Below are 25,439 nucleotides of genomic sequence, written 5' to 3' on the forward strand. Positions count from 1 at the left end.
GCACTGACAAAGCGGGATTTTTCCACGAATGCTCGGGCGGACCAACTCAAACTGTCGACTGGCCCACCACCAAGCGCAACCAATCGCCCGATTGCGTGTTATAGTGCACCCCCGAAACGGACGAGGAAGGAGACATCCGATGAAGGAATTTCAGTGCGGGTCGCTTGTCCCCGGCTGCCAGTGGCACACCCGCCACGAGGACGAAGCTGAAATCATTCGCCGCGTGGCCGAGCATATGCGCGAGACCCATGGCGAAACCATCATCCGCGAGACGATGATAGAAGCCATTCGCTCGCGCATCGAGAAGGTCCGCAACGCGGCCTGACCTCTGAATCTCACGCATAGTGCCTTCCGAAAATCGACACCAATTTTCGGGCGTATGCGCTAGACTTTCAGCATCTTGGCGGCGCGCTCGAGCAGCGCGTCGCGGTCCAGCACAAAGCCGCTGTCGACCCACTCTCCTTCCAATGCCTTGAGCAACGAACCGAGTGCCGCGCCCTCGACGCCAAGCGCAGCAAGATCGCCGCCGCGCAAGGGAACGTCGGGCTTTTGCCATGTGCCGATGAAGGACAGCAGGCGGAAATAGCCGCCGGCTTCGATCAGCGCCTTGTCGTCCTGCTCGGCGCGACCGCGCGCTGAGGCGAGATCGAGGCGCAGGCGATCGGCGATGGCGTCGACATTGCCGCGATAGAGCCGCTTGGCCAGTTCGCCCTCGGTAACGGTTGGCTCAACCTTGGTGGTTGCCGCCCACTGGACCAGCCTGTCGGTTTCGACATTGGCAAGCCTCAGCCGGTCGCCAAGGGTTTTCATGCGCGCCGCATCCGGTGGCACGATCGATTCGAGCCGCAGCAGCGGGTCGGCTTTCCAGCCGAGATCGTTCTCTGCGCGGACCAGCGCGTGGATGGCATCGATGCCCCATTTTTCGCTCTCGGGCAGAGCGGCGGTCAGCACGCCGGCCTGGCGCATCCACAACATGGCACGCGACGGATCGGGCGCGCCGAGCAGCCGCTTGAGCTCCGACCAGACGCGTTCGGCGGACAGCCGCGCGATGCCGTCCTTGAGCCGGGCGCAGGCCTTCAGCCCTTCGGCATCGGGACGGCCTTTGCCGTACCAGGCGAAGAAGCGGAAAAAGCGCAGGATGCGCAGATAGTCCTCGCGAATGCGGGTCTCGGCGTCGCCGATGAAGCGCAACGTCCGGCTGTCGAGATCGGTCAGCCCGCCGACAAGGTCGATCACGCTGCCGTCGGCACTGGCATAGAGCGCGTTGATGGTGAAATCGCGTCGTTCGGCGTCAGCCGTCCAGTCGCTGCCGAAGACGACCTTGGCGCGGCGACCGTCGGTCTCGACGTCGGCGCGCAAGGTGGTGACCTCGAATGGCTTGCCGCCAGCAATAACGGTGATGGTGCCATGCTCGGCGCCGGTGGGTGCGGTCCTGAAGCCGGCCGCTTCGGCGCGCCGGACGGTCTCGTCAGGCAGATTTGACGTGGCGATGTCGACATCTGCGACGGGCTCACCGAGCAGCGTATTGCGCACGGCACCGCCGGCGATGCGCGCCTCGCCGCCGTCGGCGTTCAGCACTGCGAGCAGTTTCTGCAGCTGCGGGTCGCTCAGCCAGGAGGCGCCGGCGATAGTTGCGCTCATGTGTAGAGCCTTTCATAGAGCGCGCGGATGATGCCGGCGGTGACGCCCCAGATGTAACGCTCTTCATAGGGCATGGCATAGAAGAAGCGCTCCTGGTCCTGCCAGGTGCGGCTGGCGCGGCCATGATTGGCCGGATCCATCAGGAAGCCGAGCGGCACCTCGAAGACGTCGTCCACTTCACCCTCGTTGACTGTCAGGCGGAAGCCGGGACGCACGATGCCAAGCACCGGCGCGATGCGGTAACCGCTGCCGGTGACATAATCCGGCAAGCGCCCGATGATTTCGATGTAGTCGGAGGTAATGCCGATCTCCTCGACTGTTTCCCGCAGCGCCGCCGCCTCGGGCGAGACGTCAGTCGGGTCGATGCGTCCGCCGGGAAAGGCGATCTGGCCGGAATGGCTCTTCAGCTTTTCGGCACGCTTCGTGAGGATGACCGTCGAGGCATCGCCGTGATCCACCACGGGGATCAGCACAGCGGCATCGCGCAGCCTGTCGTGCACGAACAGTTCGCGCATGTCCGGGTTCAGCACGTGGTCGCCATAGTCGGCAACCGCATCGTTGAGATGCTCCTGTGCGGCGCGCTGGCGGAAATCCTGCGCCGAATAATGCGCTCTCAGGGCATGAACCATCACGCGCTCAGCCGCTCCAGCTTGTCCCAGGGCATTATGGGGTAGACCTCACCCTTCGAACGCACGGCAAACATGTCCTTACCTGATATGTCGATGCGCTCGCCAACTTCGGCGAGCTCGTACATCACCGGACGCGCCACCAGCGCCTCGAGGCGCCCGCGGACCAGCAGGTATGGCTTGAGGCCGCCTGTCTCCGGCTCGTCGACAAAGCGCAGCGGATGCTCCGGGCCAACTTCGACGACATCGCCGACATTGGTGCGAAAGGTCAGGATCTGGTCAGCGCCCTCGCCCGTCACATTCATCTCGACAGCAACGAAATGCGCGTCGACGACGCGGATTCCGACCCGTTCCACCGGGGTGACCAGGTAGGTCTTGCCGTCCTCGTCCTTACGCAGGACGGTCGAAAACAGCTGTACCAGCGGCATGCGGCCGATCGGCGTGCCCAAATAGAACCAGGTCCCGTCGGGCTTGATTTCCATGTCGAGATCGCCGCAAAAATCAGGATTCCAGCGCTCGACCGGCGGCAGGCCCTTGCCGGCGCGGGCGGCACGCGAAATCAGCGCCTCGAGGCCGGCGGTGTCGCCGGCGCGGGTCAGGCCAAGGTCAGTTGCCGCCTCGCGGCTATGGTCAAGGTCGCCAGTCATGGTCACGAAATAGTCACTGTTGTTGCGCTTGTCAGCATAGGCAAGTGATTTAAGTTCAATGCCATGACCTCGCAAAGGTGCGGGCATGGAGATCGCGACGCCCGGGATCGTTTGACCTCTGGGGATTGGGCGGCAGGCACGACGTGCACACGGACGACGCACCGGACCAAGAGGCAAATAATCCTTGTAGATTGACGAAGCGGCCCCCTGTTCTGATGGACGAGAGAGGCACGCTGTAGCATTTTGAGTGAGCGCATCGGCAGTCCGGGAATCGGTTTTGATTTCAGGCGCCGCGCCAGAAGAAGGATCCGGCCCGCATGAGCGTGATGATCAAGGAAACGGCGATGAGCGAGAGCGAGATGATCGCCGCAGCCGAACGTGCGCTTGCCGACATCGCCAAGATCCGCGCTGGCGTCGGCCGCGTCATCTTCGGCCAGGAAAGCGTCGTTGAACGCACTCTGGTGGCGCTTTTGGCCGGCGGCCATGCGCTGCTTGTCGGCGTGCCCGGCCTTGCCAAGACCAAGTTGGTCGAGACGCTCGGCATCGTGCTCGGCCTCGACTCGCGCCGCATCCAGTTCACGCCCGACCTGATGCCATCCGACATCCTCGGCTCCGAGGTGATGGAGCAGGACGACCAGGGCAAACGCTCCTTTCGCTTCATATCAGGGCCGATCTTTGCGCAATTGCTGATGGCCGACGAGATCAACCGCGCCAGCCCACGCACCCAGTCAGCACTGCTGCAGGCGATGCAGGAGTACCACGTGACGGTCGCCGGCGAGCGCCACGACCTACCCGCCCCTTTCCATGTGCTGGCAACCCAGAATCCGCTCGAGCAGGAAGGCACCTATCCGCTGCCGGAAGCCCAGCTCGACCGGTTCCTGATGCAGGTCGACATCCTTTATCCCGAGCTCGAAGCCGAGCGACGCATCCTGCTGGAAACCACCGGCATCGAAGACGCCAGGGCGCAGAATGTGCTCGATCCCGAACGCCTGAAGGACATCCAGTTGCTGATCCGGCGCATGCCGGTGCCCGAAACCGTGGTCGAGGCGATCCTCAAGCTGGTGCGTTCGGCGCGCCCCAGCCAGGGCCATGCCGAGACTGACAAACACGTCTCCTGGGGGCCCGGTCCGCGCGCCAGCCAGGCGCTGACACTGTGTGCCAGGGCGCGTGCCCTCTATGACGGGCGGCTTGCGCCGTCGATCGACGACATCCGCGCGCTGGCGGAGCCGGTGCTGCAGCACCGCATGGCGCTGACCTTCGCCGCCCGCGCCGAAGGCATGACGGTCCGCGACGTGGTGGCGCGGCTGGTCAAGGACATCTGATGGCGCGCATCGGCGAGGCATCGGCACCGGTTGCGACCAGCGATGCGCTTGCCCGTGGCAGGTTGCGCGCCTCGCTGGTGCCTGACCTGCTGGTCGAGGCCCGCCGCATCGTCAACACTGTCATCGCCGGTTGGCATGGCCGCAAGAAGCGCGGCATAGGCGAGAATTTCTGGCAGTTCCGACCCTATGTGCAGGGCGAGGCGATGGCGCGCATCGACTGGCGGCGCTCGGCCCGCGACGACCACACCTATGTGCGCGACCGCGAATGGGAAGCGGCCCACACGGTCTGGCTGTGGGCAGACCTGTCACCGTCGATGCTGTACAAGTCGAAGACGGCGACCGTGTCGAAGGAATCACGCGCACTGGTGCTGGTCTTTGCGCTGGCCGAGCTTCTGTCACGCAGCGGCGAGCGCATAGCATGGCCGGGACTGACCGACCCGTTCAGCGCCCGCAACGGCGCCGAGCGGCTGGCCTCGCATCTGGCGCAAGCCGTTTCACTGCCGGCGAAACCTGATCTGTCCAGCATCCGTCGCTTCTCCGACATCGTCATCATCGGTGACTTCCTCGATCCGGTCGAAGAGACGATGGCCTGGCTCGATACGTTGGCCCGCCATGGCGCCCGCGCCCATCTGATCGAGGTCGCCGATCCTGCGGAAGAGAGTTTCCCCTATGCCGGCCGCACCGAATTCACCGACCCCGAGACGGGCGAAAAGCTGACCGCCGGCCGCGCCGAGCAATTGTCGGACGCCTATCGCAATCTCTACGGCGCGCGCCGCGAGGAACTGGCCGCCTGGTGCAAGCGGCTCGGCTGGAGCTACACGGTCAACCATACAGACCGCCTCGCCTCCGAGGCGCTGGTGCGCGTTCATATGGCGTTGACCTCGGAAGGCCACGGACCGGGAGGGCGCCGATGAGCTGGCTGCCGCTGTCGTTCGGATTTCCAGCCGTGCTGTGGGGGCTGCTCGCCCTGCCCGTCATCTGGTGGCTGCTCAGGCTGACGCCGCCCAAGCCGCAGGCCGAAATCTTCCCGCCGCTGAAGATTTTGGCGCGGGTGTTCAAGAAGGAAGAGACCCCACATCAAAGCCCGTGGTGGCTCACCCTGCTACGCTTGCTGATGGCGGGACTGGTGGTGCTGGCGTTGGCCGAGCCGGTTTTCAATCCGCGCGAGAAACTGCCGACGGGCGGAGCTGCGCTGGCACTTGTGGTCGACAATGGCTGGGCGAGCGCACCGGACTGGAAACGCCGCGTTGCCACGGCCGAACGGCTTATCGCCGATGCCGGTGCATCAGGACAGCCGGTCGTGCTGGCCTTCACCGCCGAAAAGCCCAATGCCGAGATCGGTCCGTTCGATGCGCAGGCAGCACTCGATCGCCTGCGCGCCGCCGAACCGCGGCCGGTGCCGACCGACAGAGGCCCCGTTTACGCACGCGTCGCCACCGTTCTGGCAACTTTGCCCGGCACGAGCATAGCCATTCTCGACGACGGGCTGGCGGGTGCAGGCGACGAGCAAGCGTTTTCGACGCTGCTGGGCCAGAACCCAGCCAATGTGCTGTGGGCCTCGCCCGAACGGCTCGACGCCAAGGGCCTGACATCAGCCGAAAACGAAATGGACGGCTTTGCGCTGACCGCCATCCGCGCGCCGGGCGACCCCGCTCCGGGGGCCGTGACGGCAGGTGCCTTCGACGACAAGGGCCGCCGCATCGCCGACGCCACGCTGGCCTTCGCGCCGGGCGAGACGGTGGCAAGCGGCACGATGACCGTGCCTTTCGAACTGCGCAACGATTTTGCCTCGATCGCGCTCGACGGCCAGGGCCAGGCAGGCGCCGTGCGGGTGCTCGACGACAGCTCCAAACGCCGCCGTGTCGGCCTGCTGTCGCAGTCGGACGCCGACGACTCGCAGCCGCTGCTGGCGCCGCTCTATTACATTCGCCGCGCGCTCGAACCCTTTGCTGACCTGAGCGAGCCGACGAGTTCGGATCTCGCCGAGGCGATCCCGCAAATGTTGGAGCAGAAGCCGGCAATGATTGTCATGGCCGACGTCGGCACCATCCCGCCGCAGGCGCGCGAAAAATTGCTGACCTGGCTCAAGGAGGGCGGCACGCTGGTGCGTTTCGCCGGCTCCCGCCTCGCCGCGGCCGGCAATGACGAGGAATTGCTGCCGGTGCGGCTCAGGCTCGGCGAACGTTCGCTCGGCGGCGCCCTGTCATGGACGGCACCGCAACCGGTCAGCGACTTCCCCAACGCCGGCCCGTTTGCCGACCTGTCGCCGCCCAACGAGGTGACTGTGAGCAAGCAGGTGTTGGCCGAGCCGACGCCTGACCTTGCTGCCAGCACCTGGGCCAATCTCGCCGACGGCACGCCGCTGGTGACGGGCGCCCGGCGCGGCAAGGGCACGCTGGTGCTGTTCCACATCGCGCCGCAGGCGACATGGTCGAACCTGCCGATCTCGGGCAGCTTCGTCGAGATGCTGCGCCGGATCGTGCAGCTGTCGCGTAACCAAGGCACGGCAACCACAGGCATCGAGGGCAAGCCGGCATCGCTGGCACCGTACCGGATGATTTCGGCGGACGGCCGCATTGTGCCGCCGACGCCGGATGCCCGGCCGCTGCTGGCAGGTGCCGGCGCCCTGCCCGTCACGCTCGAAAACCCACCCGGCCTCTATGGCAGCGAAGAAGGTGTGCTCGCCCACAATCTGCTGAAAACCGACAGCACGCTGTCGCCGCTGGTGCGACCGCAGCTTTCTGCGCCGGTGACCGAAATACGTTACGCTTTCGACGAATCGCGCGACCTGAAAGGCTCGCTTGTGGCAGCAGCTCTGGCATTGATGGCGCTCGACACGCTCGCCGTGCTTTGGATGGGCGGCACGTTCTCGCGCCGTGGCGCGAGACGCGGGCGAACGGCCGGCACGGCCGCGGCAGTATTGCTTTGCCTCGGCGCACTGATGGCGCAGCCGGATCTGGCGCATGCCGACGACGCCAAGCCAGGCGACGTCGAGGCGGTCGAGGCTATCTCGAAGACCCGCGTCGCCTATGTTCTGACCGGCGAATCCGCGGTCGATGCCATAAGCCGTGCCGGCATCGCCGGGCTGACAAAATTCCTGATCGAGAAGACCGCGCTCGAACCGGGCGAGCCGGCCGGCGTCGACATCGCCAAGGACGAACTTGCCTTCTACCCGTTGATCTACTGGCCGATCGACCCGGCCGCCGCGATGCCGAGCGAAGCGGCGATCGCCCGCGTTGACGCCTACATGAGGCAGGGCGGCACCGTGCTTTTCGATACCCGCGACCAGTTCGCCAATGGCATTGGCGCCGATGCAGCGAGCCCGGCGACCGAGCGGCTGCGCGATATCCTTTCCAGCCTCAACGTGCCCCCACTGGAGCCGGTGCCGGCCGATCATGTGCTGACCAAGGCGTTCTTCATCCTTCCGGAGTTCCCCGGCCGTTTCAACGGCAGCCCGCTGTGGGTCGAGGCGTCGCTTGAGGCATCGAACGCGGAGGGCCGGCCGGTGCGCACAGGTGACGGCGTGACCCCGATCATGATCACCGCCAACGATTTCGCCGGCGCCTGGGCCATCGACGAAAACGGCGACCCGATGCTGCCAACGGTGCCTTCGGACCCGATGCAGCGCGTCTATGCGCTACGCGCCGGCGTCAACATCATGATGTACATGCTGACCGGCAACTACAAATCCGACCAGGTGCACGTACCTGTCCTGCTCGAACGGCTGGGGCAATAGCATGAACTGGTCCGTCGCCTTCGAGCCCCTGCTGTCGTGGCCTCTTCTGGCGGCGCTGCTCGTGCCGCTCGCCCTGCTCGCTTTTGTCGGCCTTTGGTTCCGCCAGCGCGGCGCCTGGCTGCGACTGGTTGCGCTCGGCGCGCTCGGGTTGGCACTGGCAAACCCTGTGATCCTCGACGAAGAGCGCGAGCCGCTGAAGAGCGTGGTCGCGATCATCGTCGACCGCAGCCAGAGCCAGGACATCGGCGACCGTACCGCCCAGACCAATGCAGCCGTCGAAGGCCTCAAGGAACGGCTGGCGCGCTTCAGGCAGTTCGAGGTGCGTGTCGTCGAGGCCGGCCGTTCCGAGGCCGCCGACGACCGCACCGAAACGCGGCTGTTTGCGGCACTCGAAGGTGCATTCCGCGATGTTCCGCCGTCGCGTATCGGCGGCGCCGTGATGGTCACCGACGGCCAGGTGCATGACGTGCCCGGTGCCCCAGCGATCAGCGCACCGCTGCACGCGCTCATCACCGGCGAGGAGAATGAGCGCGACCGCCGCATCCGCTTCGAGAACGCTCCCCGCTTTGGTATCGTCGGCAAGCCGCTCGACATGACCTATCGCGTGATAGACACCGGAGGCGAGGCCGGGTCGGTCGACGTGCGCGTGTCGATCAACGGTAACCAGGTGTCGGTGCAGCGCGCCTTTGTCGGCCAGGAAATGCCGCTGCAGATCACCGTGCCGTCGGCCGGGCGCAACATCGTCGAACTGTCGATCGACCGGGTTCCGGGCGAGTTGACCGACACCAACAATCGCGCCATAGCCCTCGTCGACGGCATCCGCGAGAACCTGCGCGTACTTCTGGTCTCGGGCGAACCGCATGCCGGCGAGCGTACCTGGCGCAACCTCTTGAAGTCCGACGCCTCGGTCGACCTCGTGCATTTCACCATTCTGCGGCCGCCTGAAAAGCAGGACGGCACGCCGATAAACGAACTGTCGCTGATCGCCTTTCCGACGCGCGAGCTGTTCGTCGAGCGCATCAACGACTTCGACCTGATCATCTTCGACCGCTACCAGCACCGCGACGTGCTGCCGATCCTCTATTACGACTACATTGCCGAATATGTCGAAAAGGGCGGCGCGCTGCTGATCGCCGCCGGCCCCGAATATGCCGGCGAACAGTCGATCGCCAACACACCGCTGATCTCTGCCCTGCCCGCCATGCCCAATGGCGACGTTGTCGAGAAAGCCTTCTATCCACGCTTGACCGAACTCGGTCAGCGCCACCCGGTGACGCGCGGCCTCGAGGGTTCGGCGCAGGAGCCGCCGCGCTGGAGCCGCTGGTTCCGCCAGATCGGCATCGAACAGCCGGAGGGCGAAGTGGTGATGAAGGGTGCCGATGACAGGCCCCTGCTCCTGCTCGACCGCAAGGGCGAAGGCCGGGTCGGCATGTTCCTGTCCGACCAGGGCTGGCTGTGGGCACGCGGCTTCGAGGGTGGCGGCCCGCATGTCTCGCTCTACCGCCGCATCGCGCACTGGCTGATGAAGGAGCCCGAGCTCGAGGAAGAGCGCCTGACCGCAGACGGTCGTGGCATGGTGCTCGATATCCGCCGCCAGACGATGCGCGACGAAGCTGGTCCTGCCCGCGTCATCACGCCGTCCGGCAAGACGCTCGACGTCCAGCTCGCCAAGAGCGACCCCGGCATCTTCACCGGCAGCGTCGAGGTCGGCGAGATCGGCCTCTACCAGGTCGGCAATGGCGACCTGACCGCGCTTGCCCATGTCGGGCCGGTCAACGCGCCCGAATTCGCCGACGTGGTCTCGACCGAAAACGTGCTGCGCCCAGCCGCCGAGGCAACCGGCGGCGACGTGCGCCGCCTCGCCGCGACCGGCATCTCGGCGCTGTCCAACGGCATCTCGCTGCCAAGCATCGTACCGGTGCGCGGCAACGCCGAAGCCTCCGGCCGCGACTGGCTCGGCTTCCGCACCACCGACGACAGCGTGCTGAAGTCAGTGTCGCGTGTGCCGCTGTTCGGCGGTTTCCTCGGCCTTGGCTTGCTGCTGCTGGCGCTTGGCGGAATGTGGTACCGCGAGGGCCGGTAGCCCCTCGAAATAAATCAGCGCAGGCGATTGTCTTCCATCATTTGCAGCTCGCGACGTCGCGAGCCGTCGCTATCGGCGAGCCGCAGACGCGCGATTTCGTCCTTGCGCGCGGTCAGCTTGACCAGCTTGGCCGGCGGCGCGGAAACTTTGACGACTGAGGTTTTCGGCCTTCTCGTGAACATCATGGCTTTGTCCTCGCATGGGGGAAATGCAGTCCGCCGCGAAGGACCAGACGGTCCTGCGGGAAAGCAACTGCCAATTGTCTGCTAGTGCTGAGACGGTATCAGCATTCCACGACCGCGGCTAGACGGACACGATCCGAAATAAATTTTGAAATAGAACCCAGCATGCAAAAAAACACCTTACATAAACCGCAATTAAGGTTTAGAAGTAACCAATCGTTTTTTGGGCCAGCTTGGCTATCGCGGCGTCAGAGGTTCTCGACCCGCCAAACTCTTTCCAAATCGTCGATCTATTGATGTGCGGCAATACTTGCCGCGCGACGACTTTTCTCATTCGAAAGATACTCACATGAACACTGGGACCGTGAAGTTCTACAATGGCCAGAAGGGCTTTGGCTTCATCGAGCAGGCCGGCGGCGGCAAGGACGTTTTTGTCCATGTCAGCGCGCTCGAGCGCGCCGGCTTTTCCGGCCTGGCCGAAGGCCAGAAGCTGAATTTCGAGCTGGAGCGCGACAACAAGGGCCGCGAGTCGGCCACCAATCTTCAGCTGCTCTGATTTCATTTGGCCCGGATCGATGGACGCTGACCACGGATGTACTGGCAGCACCCATCCGGTCCGACCCAGGCACGCTTGAGGCGGCGAAAGCGGGGCATTGCTCCGCTTTTCGTTCATTTCGGGAGACATCGATGACCGGGCGCACCAAACGTTCAACCGTCCATTTCGACAGGCCGTTCGCCTTGCGCGGGATCGAGGAGATCCAGCCGGCAGGCGACTACGACATCGACCAGGACGAAGAGCTGATCGACGGCATCTCGTGGATCGCTTACCGCCGCGTCGCCACCTACATTCACCTGCCCGCGCGATCATCCAATCTGCTGACCAGCCAGGTTCTCGCCATCGACTATGCCGAACTCGAAGCCGCGCTGCGGCAGGATCAGGAAAAGGCCGCATGATCAGGTTCACAAAAGGACCGGCTTCAGCCCCGCGTGTGGAAAAGCCGTCGCATCGCTTCACCGTCGGCCAGATGGTGCGGATCAAGAGCCGGATCGGCATCGCGGTGAAGGACGCAGAGACCTTCCACGTCAAGGCGACGCTGCCGGCCAAGGACGGCTCGCCGCAATACCGCATCCGCAGTGACGGCGAAAACCACGAGCGGGTCACCACGGAAGACAATCTCGAGGGCGTCGAAGCGGTAGCCGAATAGGTTCGCTTCGCAACAGGAAGGGCACGACCATGGCCAAGGGCCAACAACGCAGCAACCGCGAAACCAGAAAGCCCAAGAAGGAGAAGGTCGAAGTCAAAGCCGCGTCCACCTTCGGTTCGCAGGTCAAGCAGGCAGAGACAACATCCTACAAAGGCAAGCCGAAAGGCTGACCTGTTCGCGAACGCGGCTGGAGGCAGATGTGAATTTCGTCATCGAATTCTATCGCCTGCGCAAGGAAGACGGCGCGCACGCGACGCTCGACCGCATTTCCCTCGAGGCGCCGGATATCGACGCGGCCGTCGATGTCGCCAGCTCGCTTTTCCATACGCTCACAATGCCGCAGGTGCCTGACCATGTCCGCATCTGCGACTGGGGCGGACGCGAACTCTATGTCGGCCCGGCCTCGGGTACGGGACCGGCAGCATTGTAGCGGATTGGCGGCAGCCTGCCTGCGGGCATCTTACCCTCTGCTGCGCGGACGCTCCTCACTCCTCCGGTTCTGTCGTGAACTGCAGCGGATAGCCCTTGGCCTTGCCGGCTTCCGTCGCCCGCGTCGCCTTGGTCTCGGCGACATCCCGGGTAAACACCGCAACGACGCAGACACCACGCTGGTGTGCGGTGATCATCACCCGGTAGGCCTGGTCTTCCGACATGTGAAATTCGCCCTTCAGCACCGTGACGACGAAGTCGCGCGGCGTGAAGTCGTCATTGACGAGAATGACCTTGTGCAGCTTCGGCCGCTCGGTCTTGGGACGAAGTTTCGTGCGTGGAACCGTGGTGGTTTCGGGCATGGCAATCGCGCCTCGTGCTCACCTCGCCATAGTATGGGGTTGATCGCAGCGCGCCGCAACGGTTTCGGAAGCCGGCCCTCTATCCGACCTTTATGCGTTGGAGGACGCCTGCAAGAAATTTTCGCCGGCATTGTAGGATCGGCCGGCAGCCATTCGTCCTTGCAACGTCACAACACGAGGAGAAAACGCATGTCTTATGTCGATGGGTTCCTGCTCGCCGTGCCGAAGGGCAAGATCGATGCCTACAAGGAGATGGCGCGCCTCGGGAGCGAGGTCTGGAAGGACCACGGAGCAATCGCCTATGTCGAGTGCCTGGCCGACGACGTGCCTTATGGCGAAGTCACCTCCTTTCCCCGCGCGGTGCAGGCCACGGACGACGAGATCGTCGTCTTCTCTTGGATCATCTACCGCTCGCGCGAGGACCGCGACGAGATCATGAAGAAGGTGATGGCCGACCCACGCTTGGAGGGCGATCCGTCGTCATGGCCGTTCGACGGCAAGCGCATGATCTATGGCGGCTTCAAACCGTTCATCGAAAGCTGACCCCGCTCGACACAATGGCGGTTGCCGGCAGCAACCGGCAGCCGCCCGCTTGACCGCATCGGACGTTCCGTCAATAACAGCAACCCGCATAGGCTGAATGCGCAAATCATTTCGCGCATAGGTAGATGATGCACGCTGAGATGGAACCGTTCGATGCAGCGCCTTTCGACCTTTGACGTTCCCGCACGCGACCGCCTGGCCTACCTGCACGATTTCGTCGCCCGTCATGTCGCCGGCCTTCGCTTTCGGCCTGAAGACGCCGACAACTTTGCCTTCGACGTTTCCGCCTACTTCCTCGACGCCGGCACGACCGTCGGCACCGCATGCTATTCGGCCGTGCTCGGCGAGCGCCCAAAGGACCTGATGGCGGCGGACGGCCGCCAGGACTATCTGATGACCATCCACACCACCGACTATGAGGTGGCGGTGGCTGGCAAGCCGGCCTTGTCGATCAAGGCCGGCGACATCACCTTGCTCAACGAAGCGACGTCGATGGCCTTCGCCTTGCCCAACACGCTGCTGAAGGTCGTGTCCTTGAACGAGGCGCGGCTGGCAGCGCTTGCGCCGCGCATCCGTCAGAAGGCGTTTCATCATATCCGTGCCGATGCCGCCGGCGCCGGGCTGCTGACGGGTTATGCCGACCTGTTGCGGTCGCAGGCACCCGACGGCGAGGCCGGGCGACGGCTTGCCGGCAACCACATCTACGACCTCGCGGCCCTCGTCGTGCAGGGCGCGACCTCGGCCAACGCCGAACCGGTGCGCGCGAGCCTGGGTGCGGCGCGACTGGAGTTGGTCAAGGCCGAGATGTTGCGCCAACTGACCGACCCGGAGCTCACAGTCACCGCGATTGCCGGCCGCCAGGGCGTGACGCCACGCTACATCCAGCGGCTGTTCGAGCAGGAGGGATTGACCTTCTCCGAGTTCCTGCGCGATGCGCGGCTCGACCTCGCCTACAACGCGCTCGGCCTTGCCGGCGCCAGCACGGTGTCGGCGATCGCCTTCGATGCCGGCTTCAACGACCTGTCGCACTTCAACCGCGCCTTCAGGCAGCGCTTCGGCGCGACACCGTCGGAAGTAAAGGCCGCAGCCCTGCGCCGCTGTCAGTAGCACACCGCCCGGTTCGTCCCAGACCGCACCTGTTCGCCCCACGCCAAGACTGAGGCCCTGATGTCGTCGTAAATCGGCGCCGTGGCGGACCGATGCATCCGAAGGGCGGGGGCGCTCATCGACGCATGCGAGGCCGGCCATCGCCGGACCGTCGACTGGGCAGAGTCGACGGTCCGCGCATGGCCCGCATCCAGAGAGTTCGCGCCTTCTCCAGCGAAATCGAGAGATCCATGAAAAGAGCGATTGCATTGATGATGTGCGGCATGCTCGCCGCCTGCAGCCAGACGACGTCGACGACCAGCACCACGACGTCGGCAGGCGCACCCAAGGCGGCAGCACAGTTGGCTCCCAAGGGCAAGAAGCAGACGGCAGCCCAGCGCTGCGAGGAAGCGATGCGCAAGGCGACCCAGGCGCAGACGAATGCCGCCATGCTCGGCGGCGCGCTGTCGATGGTCGGCGGCTTCGGCGGACTTGGCCGCGGCGGCGCGATCGCCGGCTCGGTCGCCTCGGTCGGCGGTTCGCTGGTTCAGGCCAAGGCGCAGAACGACGCCGACAAGGCTCTCGAGGCGGAGTGCATGGGATGAGCGCCGTCTTCAGACGCCGCGTCGCTGGCGGCTTGCTGGCGGCGAGCCTGGCGCTCGGAGCGCTGGTGCTGCCGGCCCGCGCGTTGACGCTCGAAGAGGCCGGCAAGGTGGTGCAGCTATTGGGCGAACTTGAGCCAGAGCTTGGTCGCCTCGCCTATGACGAGGAGGAGGCCGACCGTTGGTTCGACAACGATGCCGGGCTCGACGGCCGCATCGCCAAGGCCGGCTTCGACAGGGAAAGCTGGAAGGAAGCGCTCGGCGCCACCTTCCGCGGCTATCTCGCGACGATCGCCGCCGAACGCTTCGAAGCGACGTTCTCTGGCCTTACGGAAAAGGTCGATGCCAGCGACCTGAATGCCGAGCAGAAAACCGAAATGCGCAGCTTCGTCGAGGAAAAGATCGCCGAGACACGGGCCCTGCGCGCCGAAGGCGCGCAATATATCGACGCCGTGCAGCCTTATGCGGCCAAGCTGGACGAGCTTCTGGGTGATGAGGAAGAGTGATCCGAGCGGCTTTTCTTCTCCCCGTTTACCGGGAGAAGAAAAGCTGTCATCGCCTCAACACAGCACTTAGCACGTCGCGGATGCCGATGGCGCCGACGAAGCGGGACTGATCGTCGAACAGCGCCACGGGCGATGTCTGCGAGCGATGCATGGCAAGCATCACCAGCTTGAGCGATGTGCCTGGTTTCGCCCAGAAGACGTGCGAAGCCTCGTCGGCCGACTTGTCGATCTCGTCGACCGAAACCCATACGGCGGGCTGGCCGTTGCGCTCGGCAGCGGCAACCAGGCCCTGCGCGTCGATCTTGAAGCGCGTGGTCTTGCGCCGATCGAGCCAGAGCCAGCCTTCGCCCGCATCCTCAAGGTCGCGGCGGTCACGCATGACATTCCATGCGGTGAGCACCGACAGCGGATTCACGTTGGCGATGAAGTCGCGGACATAGTCATTGGCCGGACGCAGCACGATATCTTCTGGCGGCCCGGACTGAACGATGCGGCCCCCTTCCATGATGGTGATGGTGTTGCCGATCTTGAGCGCTTCTTCGAGGTCGTGACTGACGAAGATGATAGTCTTCTTCAGCGTCTTCTGCAGCTGCAGCAGCTCGTCCTGCAGTTTGGTGCGGATCAGCGGGTCGAGCGCCGAGAATGGCTCGTCCATCAACAGGATCGGCGCTTCGGTGGCGAAGGCGCGGGCCAAGCCGACACGCTGCTGCATGCCGCCGGACAACTCGTGAGCGTATTTCTTGGCCCAGGGCGTCAGGTTGACGAGGTCGAGTTGCTTGCCGACCTTGGCCTTGCGCTCGGCGTCGGGCATGCCGGCAAGCTCGAGGCCGAGGCCGACATTTTCCTCGACCGTACGCCAGGGCAAAAGGCCGAACTGCTGGAACACCATGGCGACCTGGTGCTGGCGCAGGCGGCGCAAGGTCGGCTCGTCGCAGGAGACGACGTCGACCATCCTGTCGCCGTCCTTGACCATGACCTGGCCACGCGAAACGATGTTGAGGCGATTGACGGCACGCAGCAGCGTCGACTTGCCGGAGCCGGAAAGGCCCATCAGGACAGATATTTCGCCCTCGTTGATGGTCAGGTTGGCGCCGGCGCAACCCAGCACATTGCCGGTCTTTTCGAGGATCTCGGCGCGAGTGGCACCCTTGTCGAGCATGGCGAGCGAAGCGGAGGTGTCGGCACCAAAGACGATGTCGACATTCTTGAAATCGACGGCGACGTTCATTTCTTGCCTCCCACGCCGATGCGCGTCATGCGGTCGAGAACGATGGCGAGCACGACGATCGCCAGCCCTGCTTCAAGTCCGAGGTCGATCTTGCGCGAGCCGAGCGCGCGGTTGATTTCGGTGCCGAGGCCGCCGGCGCCGATGAGGGCGGCGAACACGACCATCGACAGCGACAGCATGATGCACTGGGTGAGTCCCGCCATGATGGTGGGTAGGGCCGCCGGTAGCTCGACCTTCCACAGCAGCTGGCGCTTGGTGGCACCAAAGGCCTGGCCGGCCTCGATGATCGCGGTCGGCACCGACGTGACGCCGAGATGGGTCAGGCGCACCGCCGTCGGAATGACGAAGATGATGGTGACGATCAGGCCGGGCGCGTTGCCAAGACCGAACAAGGTGAGCACCGGGATCAGGTAGACGAAGGTCGGCAGCGTCTGCATCAGGTCGAGTACCGGCAACATGAAGCGGTAGACCTTGGGCTTGTGCGCCGCCCAGATGCCAAGCGGCACGCCGATGGCCATCGAGGCGGCAGCGGCAGCAACGACCAGCACCAGCGTCTCGACGGTCTGCTTCCAAAGGCCCTGATTGATGATGAACAGCAGACCGAGCGCAACCCCTATAGCCAGCGCCCGCGAACGCTGCAGGTACCAAGCGAGAGCCGCGACCAGCGCCACGACCACCACCGGAGGCAGCAGCAGCAGCCCGTCGACGAGCCCGTCGAGCAACAAGTTGAGCCCGTTGGAAAAGCCGCGGAAGATGGCGTTGAAATTGTCGGTGAGGAAGGTGAAGAACGCCTTGCCCCACAGGCCGATCGGAATCTTGTAGGCAGCCAGCAAGTTCGATACCGGATCCATCTGTCCCCTCTCTATTGCTTTCGCAGGCGCCGGTCGCGCCGGCGCTTCTCGCTTAACTTGATACGAAAAAGGGCAGCTGTCTCGCTTCGCTGCCCTTCATCATGTCATTTGCAGGCAAGGACGCCGGCTTTAGCTCGCCAGCGCAGCCTTCACCGCAGCCGTTGCGTCGCCGCCGTCGAAGGTGGTGACGCCGTTGAGCCAAGGCGTTGCTGCATCCGGATTGGCCTTGAGCCAGTCCTTGGCAACGTCATTGGCGTTACCACCCTTGAGGATGGCATCCATCATGGTGCCTTCCATGTCCAGGTTGAACTTCAGATTGCCGAGGAACTTGCCGACATTCGGGCACTCGGCGACATAGCCCTTGCGCACGTTTGTGCTGACGGTGGCAGCGCCAAAGCCCGAGTCACCCATGCCATCGAGATAGGCGATCTTCATCGCACCCATGACCGGATGCGGCGTCCAGCCGAGGAAGGCGATCCACTCGTTCGACTTCATCGACTGCTCGGCCTGGGTCAGCATGCCGGCTTCCGATGATTCGACCAGCTCGAAGCCGGTGAGATTGTTCTCGGGCTTGGAGATCATGTCGAGGATGATGCGGTTTCCGTCATTGCCGGCTTCGATGCCGTAGATCTTGCCGCCGAACTTGTCCTTGAACTTGCCGAGATCGGTCAGCGTCTTGACCCCGCCTTCGGCGACGTAGGACGGCACGACGATGCCGTAGCCGGCGCCGGACAGGTTTTCGCCGATGGTCTCGACCGAGCCGTCGGCGACATATTCCTTGATGTCGGCGGTCATCGACGGCATCCAGTTGCCGAGGAAGACGTCGAGATCCTTGTTCTTCAGCGAGGCGTAGGTGACCGGCACCGACAGCTGGATAACCTCCGGCTCGTAGCCGAGTGCGGTCAAAAGCACCGAAGCGACGCCTGTCGTGGCCTGGATGTCGGTCCAGCCGACATCGGACAGGCGCACCTTCTTGCAGCTTTCGGCATCGCCCGCAAAGGCGGCACCGGCAGTCATGACCGCCGACACGCCGACAGCGGCGGCGAGTAGTTTCAAGCGCGACATATGGAATCTCCCATTCGTATTTATGACGGCAACGCGGTATTGTTGTTGTTCGTCTTTGTCGCGAGCCAAACACCATTTTCCTTTGGATTCAAGTGACATGACGCAACGACAGACGCCGCTGGCTTATCCATCAGCGACATCACAAAGGTTTTTTGCGGTGGATGGCAGGGCTGGCCCCTCCCCGCGCCCGACGGCTTCTGATTAGAAGAACCATGGCCAAGCTCTATTTCCATTACGCCACGATGAATGCCGGCAAGACGACGATGCTGCTGCAGGCGTCCTACAACTACCGCGAGCGCGGCATGACGACGATGCTGTTTGTCGCAGGCCACTACCGCAAGGGCGACACCGGCTACATCTCCTCGCGCATCGGGCTTGAAGCCGGCGCCGAGATGTTCCGCGGCGGCGACGACCTCTATGCCCGCATCGCCGAGCATCACCTGCACACGACCGTCCACTGTATCTTTGTCGACGAGGCGCAGTTCCTCGAGGAAGAGCAGGTCTGGCAGCTTGCGCGCGTCGCCGACAGGCTGGGCATTCCCGTCATGTGCTACGGGCTGCGCACCGACTTCCAGGGCAATCTGTTCTCGGGCTCGCGGGCGCTGCTCGCCATCGCCGACGACCTGCGCGAGGTGCGCACGATCTGCCGCTGCGGCCGCAAGGCGACGATGGTCGTGCGGCTCGGCCCGGACGGCAAGGTCGCCCGCCAAGGCGAGCAGGTGGCGATCGGCAAGGACGTCTACGTCTCCTTGTGTCGGCGCCACTGGGAAGAGGAAATGGGCCGCGCCCAGCCCGACGACTTCATCGGATTTGCCACACCAAGCTAAGTAGCCCCGGCATAATTGCTTTCGCCCGCGGCTGTGTGTCTTTCAATCGCAAGATGCGCCACATATATTCGGCGCCACTGTCCCGCATTCGACACCGGAGGAACGTATGGCAACGCTGCAGAATTTCGATGCCGAGATCGCCAAGACCAAGCAGGTCGTGGAGGACATGCGGAGCAAGATCGAGCAGTCGGGCACAGTGCTCGACAAGATTGCCACGACGGACGCCAAGATCGGCGCCTCCGACTTCGACATCGAGAACGCGCGCATCCAGGACGTGCTGAAGCAGCAGAAGGTGATGGAAGGCAACATCGCCGACCTGATCATCGGACTTGAGGACGCCACCAACGTCTTCGGTTCGGAATTCGAGAGCATGAAGAGCTTCACCGGCTGGGAAACCTTCGTCGGCATCTTCTCCGATTCCAGCAAGCAGCGCATGCGCACCGACCGCGTGCGCAACATGTCGCTGGCCGGCAATCTGCAGGAACTGCTGGTCAAGTCCGACACCATCGTCGGCATCCTGAAGGCGCAGAAGCAGGTCCTCGACGAGCGCTACAAGACCTCGGAGGCCAGCCTTTCCCAGGTGATCGAGCGCCGCAAGGTGACGATGTCAAACCTCGAAGCGACCCAGAAGCGCATCGAGGAGCTGAACCCGCTTCTGCTCGACATCGAAAACAAGATCGCGGCCTCGACCAGCCAGAAGGAGCGCACCGAGCTCGAATCCGAGCGTTCCAAGCTCGCCACAGAATACAACGAGAAGCAGGCCAAGGAGCAGGAAATCCTGGCCGAGAGCCAGACGCTCGAACGCTACACCTCGATGTTCCAGACCTTCGTCGATTCGCTGAACAACCAGATCGCAGCGCAGGCGACGCTGATCAACAAGCTGACCATCGACACCGAGCAGCGCATCGTCTTGTACAAGGCGCTGGAAGACTCGCTGAAGACGGCAGCGCAGCAGGACGTTGCCCACAAGATCAATACGCTGGGCTCGAAGGTCGACAACACCGCCGAAGAGACCATGGCCGGCATCGGCGCCGCCGCCCAGAAGCACATCGGCGACCTGCTCGAACTGCACGAGAAAAACATGGTGGCGACGGCCGACATCCAGCGCCGCAAGAAGCTGGCCGACGACGCGTTTGCCCGCCGCTTCGACGAGGTGCTGAAGAAGCACAACGCTTCGGACTACGTGCAGCCGTAACCTAGCAAGCATCCGCAATGTCGCGCCCTGTCGCGCCCCCCTCTGGCCTGCCGGCCATCTCCCCCACAAGGGGGGAGATTAGGCGGTGGTTGGCGCTTCGCCAGTATTCGGCGATGAAGTTCGGGCGACAGGAAACGCGACAGCCGATCTACCCCCTTGTGGGGGAGATGGCCAGCAGGCCAGAGGGGGGCAACGTCGAGTCCATGCATTCGAGAATTTGCCCATGACCCCCACAGACGACCCAGCCGTCCGCTACTTCGACGCGATTGCGGCGGCGCTCAGCGGGCTTGAAATCTTCATGCGCGACGACCGCTCGCCGCTCTACCGGCACGGCATCGTGGCGAAGGTGGCGGCGGCCTATATCTCGCGACTGGAACGGTCCTTCGCCTGTTGGCGCAACCGGCTCGGCTTCATGGAGACCTTCAAGATTTCGCGCGCCGAGAGCGGCTTCCCGGTGTTCCAGAACGTGCTCGAACTGGAAAACGACCGCAAGACGGCGGCGCAGCGGTTGGCCAGCATCCCACCACCGGGCGAGTTGCGCGAGGAGATGGCCGACTTCATCCTGCGCCACAAGGAATTTCCCGAGGCGCTGCAGCGCTCGATGGCCGAGCGGCTCTATCTCGAGGACGTCAAGGACGGCTCGACCTTCTCGCCCTTCATCCTGGCGCAGACGGCCAAGGTGTCGGTCAATCCAAAGTCGATGCGGCCCTATTATCTCGTCCACTGGGGCAGCTTCGACGGCACTGCCAACCTGCCGCTGATCTATATGGCGACCGTCGAGGATTCGTCGGACGCGATGGTCGAGCAGCTCGTCGACACCGACAGCGGCAGGCTCAACGAGAGGATCGAGATCCCGTTGCCGGTCGACGGCTTGCTCAACCCCGATCTCGCCCACCGCTTCGACGACTTCACCGAGAAGAACTCGGCCTATTCGCTGTCACCGCTGACAGTCGCCACCAATCTCGACAAGGATTTTCCCGTCCTGCACCCCAAGCAGCTCAGGCGGATGGTGCTGGGCCCGTTCTATTCGGCCGGCATCACGGAGCACAATTCGACGGTCAGCGAAGTGCTGGCGAAAGTGCGCAAGGCCGAAAACGCCTGGCTTTTGACCTGGACTATCCAGGAGGTCTACTCCAAGGCCGAGAAGCCCGGCCGCAAGGGCCTGTGGTCGAGCGAGCCGTCGAGCGAGGAGTTCTTCATCAACACCGACGACCTCGAGGCCGCGCGCCAGGGCGTCTCGAGCTACGAGAAACACGCACTGATCCCGCACGAGGCTTACCAGGCGCTCTACGCCGCGGGCGAAGCCGAGAAGATCTTCGGCGGCTACAAGGTGCACATCCTGTCGAAGGGACAGGTGATCTCGGATGTCTGAGAGCAAGGCGGTCGCCCCCACTCCGTCTCGGCTTCGCCTCGACACCTCTCCCCCGTTCGACGGGGGGGAGAGGAAAGACCGCCATCGGGCCTCGCGCCGTTCCTCTCCCTCCGGAGAGGGGAGAGGTGCCGAGCGCAGCGAGGCGGAGTGGGGGAAACCCTGGCAGGACTAAAACACTGATAGCGGGAGAAATCTGATGGACACCGGCCTGACCACGATTTCCGAAGCCGACATCGAGAAGCACCGCGCCACGGCGCAGAGCTTCATCACCCGCATCGTCGTGCTGGAGGATTCCTCCGGCCAATCTGGTACGGCGCTTGCCGGCACCAGCAGGCGTTTCGTCTCGACGGTTTCGGCCGGCTCGATCCGCAAGACGCGCGAGGTCGAGTTGCAGAAGACCGTCACGGCGATCCGCCCCGACGACCAACTGATGTCGATCCCACAGCACACGCTGCTGTTTCGCGCCCGCCGCGGCATTGCGGTGGCGCTTGCCGTTTCGGACGTGTTCTCGCGTTCGACCGATTTGGAGGCGCTGCAGGCCAAGAATGCGCGCAGCCCGCTCGAGGGCGACGAGGCCAGCCATTTCAAGAAGCTGCTGTCGGCGTCGGCCTATGTCGCCGGCTTCACGCTCGCCTCCTACCTTGCCCAGCTGATCGACAGCGACGGCGAAGCGCCCAATGACGTCAGCGAACCAGACTTCCTGTTCGACACGCCCCAGGACGCGGTGAAGTCGATCGTCTCCGGCCTCGACCGAGCGCTGTCGGGCGCCAAGGACGATGCCGACCTTCTGACGCGCGGTCGCGCCTTTGCCCGCACAGCCATCGAGGGCCTGTTGCAGCGCAAGAGCCGCTTCGACGGCATCGGCGCCTTCGAGAACGCCCATATCCGCATCGACGCCGACGACTTCACCCTCGACGGCTTCGACGTCGCGCCGGGCAAGAAGTCGAAGCCGCTGGTGATGACCTTCAAGAAGCCGCAGGAGGTCGTCGGCAACCACATCGCAAAATTCCAGTCGGTCCGGCTAGCCAAGATGCTGATGGCCTATGATTTCGACCGCGAGCTGAACCCGTTTGTCGAGCTCGGCGGCTTCCTGTTCACCTTCATCGGCGACGGCGCACCGGGCACCGGCAAGACCACGCTGATCCAGATGATCGCAGGCCTGGTCAACAATTACTGCCAGGTCGCCGGCTATCCCTTCGCCTACGAGAATTTCGGCGTCGACCAGATCTCGTCCTACCAGGGCAAGTCTGGCCAGAACTGCCGCCAGTTCATCAACAACGTGCTCAACCCGCGCGCCATCGGCTTTGGCACCATCGACGACATCGACCAGGTGGCCGCCAAGCGCTCCGACGACCGGGCGTCGGCCGGCCAGCAGGAAATCACCGGCGTACTGATGGATGCATTCGCCGGTGCCGGCACGGTCGTGCGCGGCAACTGCTCCTTCGGCATGTTCTCCAACTATCCCGAGAATGTCGACGATGCGCTGCGCCAGCGCGCCGGCGCCCGCTGGCTGGTCGACGGCCCGCAGACCCGCGACGACTACATCGACATCTTTGTCCTGCTTGCCGGCAAGAACCATAAGATCCCGCTCGGCGAGCATGAGCTTTATGCCGCGCAGGAGATCCAGCGCGCCGTGACCGAGGCCTATGAGGAGCACGCCAAGCCGCAGGAAGACGGCCTGGAAAAGGTCTACGACCGCTTCATGAAGGACAATGGCGCGCCCAAGACGCTGGCCGACGTCGGCACCTATTTGCACATGATCAAAGAAGCCGAGCCACGCTTCACCGGTCGCGCCATCAAGAACGTCACCGACGCGATCAAGATGCGCGCCATGGACATCGAGCTGCCTGACGAATGGTTCGAAAAACCCGAGGCTTTCATGCACAAGGGCTACGACGAGAAGAAGGCGATGATCGAGGAGCTGCGCGGACCGTTCTCGATGGACATGGTGATGCAGGAGATCAACCGCTACGCCGACAGCGAATTCCGCTACTCCGACAAATCAGACGATGCCGCCGTGTCCAAGCTGTTGCGCGACGCAAGGCTGCGCGAGCGCGCGGCGAAGGAGATGGAGGAGCTGAAAGCGAAGGGGCTGTGGAATGCTTGAGTTTCCTTCTCCCCGTTCACGGGGAGAAGGTGCCCAAAGGGCGGATGAGGGGCAGCGCAGTGCGTGGCGGAAATGAACTCAAGACTTCACGGGCACGGCAGCTTAGGCAAGTGGATAATGATGCCGAGGACAAGCTCTGGTTCGAACTTCGGTCAAGACGCTTGAACGGCTATAAGTTCATTCGCCAGATGCCGGCCCCTATTTCGCTGACTTCGCCTGCCGAGAAGCCAATCTCGTGGTCGAAGTTGATGGCAGCCAACACGCGCACGACATACGGGATGTGCATCGTGACGAGACTATGAATCGAAACGGACGGTCAGTGATCAGAGTTTGGCACATCGATGTGCTCCAGCGACGCAAGCAGCTGCTGGGCACGATTGTTGCCGTGCTTGACGGTCGGCTCGACAACAAGACAATTGCCCTGGATCTGATGTTTCTTCCTGCGCATTCGAACGAGGATCACCTGTGAAGCTTGGTGCTGCCCCTCATCCGCCCTTCGGGCACCTTCTCCCCGTAAGCGGGGAGAAGGAATAGATGGACCTCCTCCGCGACAATGAACTCATCTACGGTCGTCTCCTTCCGGTCGACGAACCGCATTTGATCGGGCGCTATAACAAGGCGCTGACCGCTTTCGGCCTGCCCGCGACGAAGCTCAAGAGTTTCGAGATCGACCGCACCGGCTTCTCGCCAGAGATTGCCGAGGAGCTCGGCGACTACCAGTATCTTGACCCCAACGAGGTCAACCGCCGCTTCATCATCCTGACGCCGTCGCAGATCGACTTGCCGGTCGTGCACACGGCATTCTCCAACACCTCGCAGTTGCTTTTCGAATTCATGTCGAAGAACCAGCGCGCCATCGATGCGCTGACGATCAAGGACGTGATCTACGGCGAGATCGAGGATTCGGTGTCCAAGGTCGAGGACATCGAAGACCTGTTGTCGATCAACCAGGTCGAGTTCCGCGTGCTGTCGGCCGAGGATGTGCTCGGCAAGGCGGCCGAGCTCGGCAAGCTTGTCGACAAGCTCAAGCAGGAGCCCGAGGCCTGGCGCGACGATGCCATGCTCCAGCGCATGGTCGAACTTGCCAAGGTCTGCGGCGATATCCGTGAGAACGCGCTGGTGCCCGACCAGGTGATCTTCCGCCACAACGCCTTCTGGACCAGCCATTTCGGCGGGCTCTACGTCTTCGTCGACCCTGATGTGACAACGGTCATATCAGATCCGTCGGCGCCTGGTTTCCGCCGCTCGCGGCCATGGCAGGTGAGCTATCTCTCGATCAAGGACGCCGACAAGGTGTTCAAGTTCCTGGCGTCGACCGGCCGGCTCGACCTGCCCCGCGCCTCGTGGATCGAAAGCTCGGGCTATCTCGAGCACCGCGCTGAAATGGCTGTGCGCGCCGTGATCCGCGAGGCCGAGCCGAAGCGCGACATCGGCAAGGTCGACAAGGTCTGGCTGCAGACCTGGATCCACAGCCATGCCGACGCGATCAACCGTGACGGCACCTTCCCCTTTCTCAATGCCGCCAAGCGCGAGATCGCCCAGCTCGGCCAGTTGCGGCTGGAAGAGGTATTTCCGCTGCACCGCTTCCTGGTGGTGCGCGCCAAGACCGACCATCCCGACGCCTGGCTGACCAACCGTCTGATCTCCGAATTTGTGCCGTCGGATTTCGTCTCGCGTTATGTCTTCAACAAGCAAGGCTTCTACAAGGATTATGAAGAGCTCAACGAGACCTGGCGATCCAATGTTGTCGACACATTGAAAACCACATATCTGAAAGACAAGGCGGCGTTCCGCGCACAGCTCTACGGCCTGACCGACTGAGGG

Annotated in this window: 27 protein-coding genes and 1 pseudogene; 20 read left to right on the forward strand and 8 right to left on the reverse strand. The window is 63.6% G+C overall.

The window, feature by feature from the left end; translation table 11 throughout:
• Positions 1 to 139: 139 nt before the first annotated feature.
• Positions 140 to 325 carry a DUF1059 domain-containing protein gene (locus Amn_RS20560; RefSeq protein ID WP_067959336.1) on the forward strand — a complete coding sequence of 62 codons (186 nt, stop codon included), beginning with the start codon at positions 140 to 142 and terminating at the stop codon, positions 323 to 325.
• 59 nt (positions 326 to 384) lie between these two features.
• Here Amn_RS20560 and Amn_RS20565 read toward each other — a convergent pair whose 3' ends face one another.
• From Amn_RS20565 to Amn_RS20575, 3 genes are read right to left on the reverse strand one after another with little or no spacing between them, the layout of a single operon-like run.
• Positions 385 to 1,641, reverse strand: coding sequence for a CCA tRNA nucleotidyltransferase (locus tag Amn_RS20565; protein WP_067959334.1), 1,257 nt, complete (start codon positions 1,639 to 1,641; stop codon positions 385 to 387).
• Positions 1,638 to 2,270, reverse strand: a complete 633-nt coding sequence (locus Amn_RS20570) for a CoA pyrophosphatase (protein ID WP_067959332.1) — start codon at positions 2,268 to 2,270, stop codon at positions 1,638 to 1,640. Before Amn_RS20570 ends, Amn_RS20565 begins: the two co-directional genes overlap by 4 nt.
• Positions 2,270 to 2,914: a DUF1285 domain-containing protein gene (locus Amn_RS20575; RefSeq protein WP_067966250.1), complete on the reverse strand. Its 645-nt coding sequence runs from the start codon at positions 2,912 to 2,914 to the stop codon at positions 2,270 to 2,272. Before Amn_RS20575 ends, Amn_RS20570 begins: the two co-directional genes overlap by 1 nt.
• Before the next feature lie 317 nt (positions 2,915 to 3,231).
• Between Amn_RS20575 and Amn_RS20580 the strand changes: the two genes are divergently transcribed.
• From Amn_RS20580 to Amn_RS20595, 4 genes are read left to right on the forward strand one after another with little or no spacing between them, the layout of a single operon-like run.
• On the forward strand, positions 3,232 to 4,236 hold the full coding sequence (locus Amn_RS20580; RefSeq protein ID WP_067959330.1) for an AAA family ATPase: 1,005 nt from the start codon (positions 3,232 to 3,234) through the stop codon (positions 4,234 to 4,236).
• Positions 4,236 to 5,150 (forward strand): DUF58 domain-containing protein, encoded by a 915-nt coding sequence (locus Amn_RS20585; RefSeq protein ID WP_067959328.1) that lies wholly within the window; start codon positions 4,236 to 4,238, stop codon positions 5,148 to 5,150. Before Amn_RS20580 ends, Amn_RS20585 begins: the two co-directional genes overlap by 1 nt.
• Entirely contained in the window at positions 5,147 to 7,972 is a 2,826-nt protein-coding gene (locus Amn_RS20590; RefSeq protein WP_286291264.1) for a DUF4159 domain-containing protein, read from the forward strand. The genes Amn_RS20585 and Amn_RS20590 overlap by 4 nt, the downstream gene beginning before the upstream one ends.
• A gap of 1 nt (position 7,973) precedes the next feature.
• Positions 7,974 to 10,055, forward strand: coding sequence for a hypothetical protein (locus tag Amn_RS20595; protein ID WP_286291266.1), 2,082 nt, complete (start codon positions 7,974 to 7,976; stop codon positions 10,053 to 10,055).
• A 14-nt stretch (positions 10,056 to 10,069) separates the two neighbouring features.
• Here the strand turns inward: Amn_RS20595 and Amn_RS20600 are convergent, their stop codons facing one another.
• Positions 10,070 to 10,240: a hypothetical protein gene (locus tag Amn_RS20600; protein ID WP_157097043.1), complete on the reverse strand. Its 171-nt coding sequence runs from the start codon at positions 10,238 to 10,240 to the stop codon at positions 10,070 to 10,072.
• 346 nt (positions 10,241 to 10,586) lie between these two features.
• On the opposite strand from Amn_RS20600, the gene Amn_RS20605 reads away from it, so the two are divergent.
• The 5 genes from Amn_RS20605 (at position 10,587) to Amn_RS20625 (ending at position 11,872) form a co-directional block, all read left to right on the forward strand.
• Positions 10,587 to 10,793 carry a cold-shock protein gene (locus Amn_RS20605; RefSeq protein ID WP_067959320.1) on the forward strand — a complete coding sequence of 69 codons (207 nt, stop codon included), beginning with the start codon at positions 10,587 to 10,589 and terminating at the stop codon, positions 10,791 to 10,793.
• A 131-nt stretch (positions 10,794 to 10,924) separates the two neighbouring features.
• A complete protein-coding gene (locus tag Amn_RS20610) occupies positions 10,925 to 11,191 on the forward strand; it encodes a hypothetical protein (RefSeq protein ID WP_067959317.1) in 267 nt (88 codons plus the stop codon).
• Positions 11,188 to 11,442, forward strand: a complete 255-nt coding sequence (locus Amn_RS20615; RefSeq protein ID WP_067959314.1) for a hypothetical protein — start codon at positions 11,188 to 11,190, stop codon at positions 11,440 to 11,442. Before Amn_RS20610 ends, Amn_RS20615 begins: the two co-directional genes overlap by 4 nt.
• A 29-nt stretch (positions 11,443 to 11,471) precedes the next feature.
• Positions 11,472 to 11,612, forward strand: coding sequence for a hypothetical protein (locus Amn_RS20620; protein WP_165915833.1), 141 nt, complete (start codon positions 11,472 to 11,474; stop codon positions 11,610 to 11,612).
• Positions 11,613 to 11,641: 29 nt separating this feature from the next.
• Positions 11,642 to 11,872 carry a hypothetical protein gene (locus tag Amn_RS20625; protein ID WP_067959310.1) on the forward strand — a complete coding sequence of 77 codons (231 nt, stop codon included), beginning with the start codon at positions 11,642 to 11,644 and terminating at the stop codon, positions 11,870 to 11,872.
• A 55-nt stretch (positions 11,873 to 11,927) separates the two neighbouring features.
• Here Amn_RS20625 and clpS read toward each other — a convergent pair whose 3' ends face one another.
• Positions 11,928 to 12,233 (reverse strand): ATP-dependent Clp protease adapter ClpS, encoded by a 306-nt coding sequence (gene clpS / locus Amn_RS20630; RefSeq protein WP_286291274.1) that lies wholly within the window; start codon positions 12,231 to 12,233, stop codon positions 11,928 to 11,930.
• Positions 12,234 to 12,422: 189 nt separating this feature from the next.
• Here clpS and Amn_RS20635 point away from each other — a divergent pair, with 189 nt between their 5' ends.
• The 4 genes from Amn_RS20635 to Amn_RS20650 all read left to right on the forward strand — a co-directional run bounded on the left by Amn_RS20635 (position 12,423) and on the right by Amn_RS20650 (position 14,970).
• A complete protein-coding gene (locus Amn_RS20635; protein WP_286291276.1) occupies positions 12,423 to 12,776 on the forward strand; it encodes a DUF1428 domain-containing protein in 354 nt (117 codons plus the stop codon).
• Positions 12,777 to 12,929: 153 nt separating this feature from the next.
• The gene (locus Amn_RS20640; protein ID WP_286291277.1) at positions 12,930 to 13,883 is read left to right on the forward strand and encodes a helix-turn-helix transcriptional regulator; all 954 of its coding nucleotides are present in this window, start codon (positions 12,930 to 12,932) and stop codon (positions 13,881 to 13,883) included.
• 230 nt (positions 13,884 to 14,113) lie between these two features.
• Positions 14,114 to 14,467 (forward strand): hypothetical protein, encoded by a 354-nt coding sequence (locus tag Amn_RS20645; protein ID WP_154384742.1) that lies wholly within the window; start codon positions 14,114 to 14,116, stop codon positions 14,465 to 14,467.
• Positions 14,464 to 14,970, forward strand: coding sequence for a hypothetical protein (locus Amn_RS20650; RefSeq protein ID WP_286291280.1), 507 nt, complete (start codon positions 14,464 to 14,466; stop codon positions 14,968 to 14,970). Before Amn_RS20645 ends, Amn_RS20650 begins: the two co-directional genes overlap by 4 nt.
• A gap of 46 nt (positions 14,971 to 15,016) precedes the next feature.
• Here Amn_RS20650 and choV read toward each other — a convergent pair whose 3' ends face one another.
• The 3 genes from choV to choX all read right to left on the reverse strand — a co-directional run bounded on the left by choV (position 15,017) and on the right by choX (position 18,114).
• Entirely contained in the window at positions 15,017 to 16,198 is a 1,182-nt protein-coding gene (gene choV, locus Amn_RS20655; RefSeq protein WP_286291282.1) for a choline ABC transporter ATP-binding protein, read from the reverse strand.
• Positions 16,195 to 17,049 (reverse strand): choline ABC transporter permease subunit, encoded by an 855-nt coding sequence (gene choW / locus Amn_RS20660; RefSeq protein WP_067959292.1) that lies wholly within the window; start codon positions 17,047 to 17,049, stop codon positions 16,195 to 16,197. Before choW ends, choV begins: the two co-directional genes overlap by 4 nt.
• A gap of 129 nt (positions 17,050 to 17,178) precedes the next feature.
• Positions 17,179 to 18,114, reverse strand: a complete 936-nt coding sequence (gene choX, locus Amn_RS20665) for a choline ABC transporter substrate-binding protein (protein WP_286291287.1) — start codon at positions 18,112 to 18,114, stop codon at positions 17,179 to 17,181.
• Between the two features lie 212 nt (positions 18,115 to 18,326).
• Between choX and Amn_RS20670 the strand changes: the two genes are divergently transcribed.
• The 6 genes and pseudogenes from Amn_RS20670 (at position 18,327) to Amn_RS20695 (ending at position 25,436) form a co-directional block, all read left to right on the forward strand.
• On the forward strand, positions 18,327 to 18,941 hold the full coding sequence (locus Amn_RS20670; protein WP_286291290.1) for a thymidine kinase: 615 nt from the start codon (positions 18,327 to 18,329) through the stop codon (positions 18,939 to 18,941).
• A gap of 106 nt (positions 18,942 to 19,047) precedes the next feature.
• Positions 19,048 to 20,136 carry a hypothetical protein gene (locus Amn_RS20675; protein WP_067959283.1) on the forward strand — a complete coding sequence of 363 codons (1,089 nt, stop codon included), beginning with the start codon at positions 19,048 to 19,050 and terminating at the stop codon, positions 20,134 to 20,136.
• 223 nt (positions 20,137 to 20,359) lie between these two features.
• A complete protein-coding gene (locus Amn_RS20680) occupies positions 20,360 to 21,508 on the forward strand; it encodes a hypothetical protein (RefSeq protein ID WP_286291293.1) in 1,149 nt (382 codons plus the stop codon).
• Positions 21,509 to 21,704: 196 nt separating this feature from the next.
• The gene (locus Amn_RS20685; RefSeq protein ID WP_286291296.1) at positions 21,705 to 23,615 is read left to right on the forward strand and encodes an AAA family ATPase; all 1,911 of its coding nucleotides are present in this window, start codon (positions 21,705 to 21,707) and stop codon (positions 23,613 to 23,615) included.
• 59 nt (positions 23,616 to 23,674) lie between these two features.
• Positions 23,675 to 24,084, forward strand: a pseudogene (locus Amn_RS20690) (endonuclease domain-containing protein).
• Positions 24,085 to 24,149: 65 nt separating this feature from the next.
• Entirely contained in the window at positions 24,150 to 25,436 is a 1,287-nt protein-coding gene (locus Amn_RS20695; protein WP_286291298.1) for a DUF6638 family protein, read from the forward strand.
• Positions 25,437 to 25,439: the final 3 nt, after the last annotated feature.

Origin of the sequence: Aminobacter sp. Y103A, assembly GCF_030294925.1 — a bacterium.
GTDB classification, from domain to species: Bacteria; Pseudomonadota; Alphaproteobacteria; order Rhizobiales; family Rhizobiaceae; genus Aminobacter; species Aminobacter ciceronei.